This window comes from Salmonella sp. SAL00653 (assembly GCF_046552515.1).
Taxonomy (GTDB): Bacteria; Pseudomonadota; Gammaproteobacteria; order Enterobacterales; family Enterobacteriaceae; genus Salmonella; species Salmonella enterica.
In genome coordinates this window covers 1-4,410 of record NZ_JBGDTY010000037.1, presented here as the reverse complement: position 1 = coordinate 4,410, position 4,410 = coordinate 1, and the positions used below count along the sequence as shown (strand labels likewise).

At 39.1% G+C, this 4,410-nt stretch carries 2 protein-coding genes and 1 pseudogene; 1 reads left to right on the top strand and 2 read right to left on the bottom strand.

Features of this window, described 5'->3' with window-relative positions:
* The first annotated feature begins 17 nt into the window (after positions 1 to 17).
* On the top strand, positions 18 to 1,472 hold the full coding sequence (locus ACLJRU_RS23215; protein ID WP_023234714.1) for a hypothetical protein: 1,455 nt from the start codon (positions 18 to 20) through the stop codon (positions 1,470 to 1,472).
* Positions 1,473 to 1,515: 43 nt separating this feature from the next.
* Here ACLJRU_RS23215 and ACLJRU_RS23210 read toward each other — a convergent pair.
* A pseudogene (locus ACLJRU_RS23210) lies at positions 1,516 to 2,712 on the bottom strand (IS256 family transposase).
* A gap of 87 nt (positions 2,713 to 2,799) precedes the next feature.
* Positions 2,800 to 4,386, bottom strand: a complete 1,587-nt coding sequence (locus ACLJRU_RS23205) for a hypothetical protein (RefSeq protein ID WP_038393954.1) — start codon at positions 4,384 to 4,386, stop codon at positions 2,800 to 2,802.
* Between the last annotated feature and the right edge of the window lie 24 nt (positions 4,387 to 4,410).

Genomic DNA, 4,410 nt, shown 5'->3' with positions numbered 1-4,410 from the left:
TTTGAAGGGGAAGAATAGTGTTAAATAAAAGCACGGTGGCTTTATATTTGATATTCGCATTATGCGTGTTCGCGCTTTGCCTTTATATTTCCTTCAATAACCCAGTTACATCTGATGGAGCATCTTTATTTTTAGAAGCAAAAGATATGGCGGATGGAAACATTCTGCTACGAGGATGGACTCTTTCTACTGTATCGTTTTATTTCACTGAAGCGATATGGTATACGATAGTAATCAGGATTTTTGGTGACAGCATATACCTGATGTATGTGTTACCAGCCGTATTCTACACGATTACTATTATGCTGGACTTTGCTCTGTCACATACAGATGGGAAAATGAAGTGGTCAATCGCAGCGCTAATTCCATGCGTAATCATTTCATCTCCTATGGCATCAACCATGACACTAGGGACATGTGTACATGTAGGAACTATCATATTTGCTCTGGTGTGCTTAAATATGCTTAGGTGTGATAAACACACAATAGCTAAACTGGCATGCGTTACGACTCTCACTGTTGCATCTGTATTCAGCGACTCGATATTCAACTACTATATCACTATACCGATAGTTGTTACCTTTGTTGTGCATTTATTGATAAACAAAGACTTTAGCAAGTGGCGCTATGTATTTGCAGTTATTGTTGGTGTTGTCATAGCAAAGTTTCTTACTTTAGTAGCGAATTATTTTGGTCTACTGAACACTCCCGGGACTCAACCTCCAGCATTTGTTAGCTACGAGAATATACCATCTAACCTCAATCTTTTCATTGTTGGTATCATCCAGTATTTCGACGCCTTCATTTTTGGGAAACAGTTTTCTGTAAGCAATGCGATGATATTCAGCAGGTTTGCAGTGATGATATTCTGGTTAGCTCTTTTAGTTGTAGCTATCAAAAAAAGGTTTAAAGCGTCGTTTGTTGATACTGCATTATCCATTTCCTCAGTATTGCTACCAGTCGCATATGTAGCAAGTAATATGCCTGTAGACCTTGACACTACAAAGTATCTGGTTTTCTCTTTTATTACTGGATCCGCTCTAATTGCACGCTATCTAAATTCACAAGCCGAGCAAAGACTCTATGCTTTTGCTTCAACCATCATACTGATTTTTATTTTCATCCCAAGCGGAAGATACGAACTACCGAATTCGAGAGTACAAGATATTAGTAAATTTGTTCGTGATAATAACCTCGGTGATGGTTACGGCACATTCTGGGTTGCGTCTGCTGTGACTCTGTTTAAAAACGGAGACGTAAGGCCAATCACGTTTACTGATGAAAACAAAGCGGTTAGGTTAAACTGGCTGTCCAATAAAGCATGGTACGGTTTTAAATCAAGATATATCGTCACAGAGTTCAAGCATGATATTGATAAGATATTAAACCAGTATGGACGGGAAGGGCATATAAAAGAGATTGATAACGCATATATAATTTACTATGATGATGCAAGGATTGTTATAGAGTAGTCAACAAGGAGCCTGTCCATAATTCTGTGTAACTGCCACTGTATTAAAGGTGATCGCTCAGGCGGTCACCGACCTCAATAATAAAACGACTCATTGCCAGCCGCCAGTGCTGGATCGGCATACTCCACTTTTTTGAGACATCTTTGATCGCTAGATAAATAACCTTCCACACTGAGTCGTCTCCTGGGAATACCTTGCATTTATTATCTCGACCCGGATCACACTGTTCAGTGATTCGATAGCGTTTGTGGTGTAGATCGCCTGGCGGATATCCGGCAGGTAGCTGAAGAATGTGTTCAGGTTTTCCCAGTGCGCACGCCTGCTTTTGCTGATCTGCGGGTATTTGTCGTCACACACGCCCGCGAACACATTCAGCATCATCAGCGCCGCCTCTTCGGTAAACCGTCTTCAGACCACTGGTGACCGCCTTGTAGTCTTTCCAGGACACGTATTTCAGGCTGCTACGTACCATATGGATGATGCACAGCTGGATATGGGGCTGCGGATAGACGCTGTTTATCGCATCCGGAAAGTCTTTCAGGCCGTCCACACAGGCAATCAGGATGTCCTGAAAACCACGATTTTTCAGCTCCACCAGCACATTCAGCCAGAATGTTGCGCCTTCATTTTCGGTCAGTCACCTACCCGGCAGCGCTTTCTGGCCTTCGGTGTTGATACCCAGCGCCAGGAAGACAGTTCTGTTTATGACGCTGTCATGTTGACGGATTTTTACGACAATGCAGCCCATGTAAACGATGGGATACAGCGCATCCAGTTACCGGTTTTGCCACTCCGTAGCCTGCTCTTTTAGGGCATCTGTGACTTTGGATATCAATGTGAGCGACACATCGGCATCGTACATTTCTTTAAAGGTGGCGGCGATTTCGTGAGTGGTCATGCCTTTGGCATATAGCGATAAAAATCTGGCTGTCTATCTGCGTGAGCCGCGTCTGGTTCTTCTTAATCAACTGAGGTTTGAAGGTGTTTTCACAGTCACGCGGCGTGTTCAATTCAATCTCGCCATCACCGCAAAGCAGGATGTTTGACGAGTAGCCATTACGGATGTTTGAGCTTTATTGTGCATGTTTTTCTCATGCCCGGGATGGTCGGTCAGTTCTGCATTGCGCGCAGTTTCGACAGTAAGCTTCGTCAGCATCTGGGAAAACTGGTTGAGATCGGCTTTGGTTTTAAGGCCTTTAGCCAGTTCAGCAGCCAGCGCTTTGAGTTTATTTTCGTCCATAAATTGCCTGTCTCCGTTGTCGGAATGAACATATCAAAAACAGGCAGATACACAATTTAAATTACAGTCTCTGAGGCGGAATTATAGTTAATTACACCACTTAGGCTTGCTCCATATTACAGGCCCTAACCATATTTTTCCTTCCGCACCGTTATACAATATTTTTCCGTTTTTACTCTTTAATTCTGACTCTATTATTTTATCCGCCTTACCATCTTTTGTGTAATATAAAACCTCACCATTAATGCAGTACCAACTTGGTCTGGACAACCATGTTCTAGGAATTACAAATTTATCATAAGAGTCTGTGAGTTCAGAAGAGTGTACTTCTGCATCAATCGAGTTTAATAGTTGCATTCTCCAGAAATCCTCTCCATAAATATATTTTATTCCAGTTAGCCTTACAATTGAAATAATTTTTTTATTTATTTCTGAATTCATATTGGATTTATTATAACTAAAAGACTCTGCTTTTGTTGTATATAGTACTGGTGCTATTGCTGACATGCATATAGCCATTGCAATAGTTAATGAATATGAATACACATTATTTTTTATATTACTTTTAAAAATTTTAAAAATGGTGGCAAATACAGAAATTTTTAGTATACAAGTTGCCCAGAAAATATGGCGCCCTTTTGGGTTGAGGCATGATATAAGTAGCAGTCCTAAAACAAAACCTGTAGCTCCCAATGCACATAACAGATCTAGTCGACAAATACTAGTTTTAGTTTTTCTGCCATCAATCAAAATATGAAGAAATATTTTTAAGCCATATACAATAGTTGCAATAAATAAAAGTATATACAATAAGCCCATAAAGTAGAAAGGTGTCAATATTCCTATTGCATTACTTCCAACAGCCAAGCTAGAGGATGAAGAGTACACCAGGATTGACTTTAAAATTATAAAAAGATTGTCAATTGCTTTATCTGGAGATATTAACAACGATGCTTGAGAATAGTCGACCTTGAGTGGGAAATGTCTGCCTAAAAGATAATCATTTGCCATCTTGCCGATAACAAAAGATACAGCTATAGATAACATTGACACAACTGAAGTTTTTGATCTGAATATAATCAGTATGAATAAAATAAAAGGTGCTATAATAATCAAAGTTCTAATTGGTTGCTCTGCAGTCATTAGAATAACAGCAAGGGCAGAAATACACAAAAAACTCTTTTTGCTTTCTTGAATATATATGATAACCGGTAGGCATATCATAATAGAAAGTACTACATTCGAAAGATGCGATTCCTGACCAAGTAAAAAATCAATATCATCCATACCAAGCGGAATGAATAAGCAAGTTGATAGTAAAAGTGAAAAATATTTATTTCCACAATATTTAGAGATAATTAGATTGCAAATATAAAACCAAACGCAGATCGCTATTGCACCGCCTATTGCATAAGCCTTATATCCTGAAAAACCAATGTAGTTGGCTAAGGCTATGAATGGGCTTATTTTTAGCATAATAAGTTGGTTGCCGTAGAAAAAATCATGTGGAAGTAAGCCCCCTTCATCTCTTATGGCTGAAGCTAAAACTTGATATGCTGCTGAATCTGCGTGAAAAAAATTCGGATAAATATAAATGTGATGCACTAAGCCAATGACAAGGCCAATAATGATTACAGATACATGCCAAAAATAATTTTTTTTAAATTCCATCATTTTATTTGACCAACTTTCTTAATG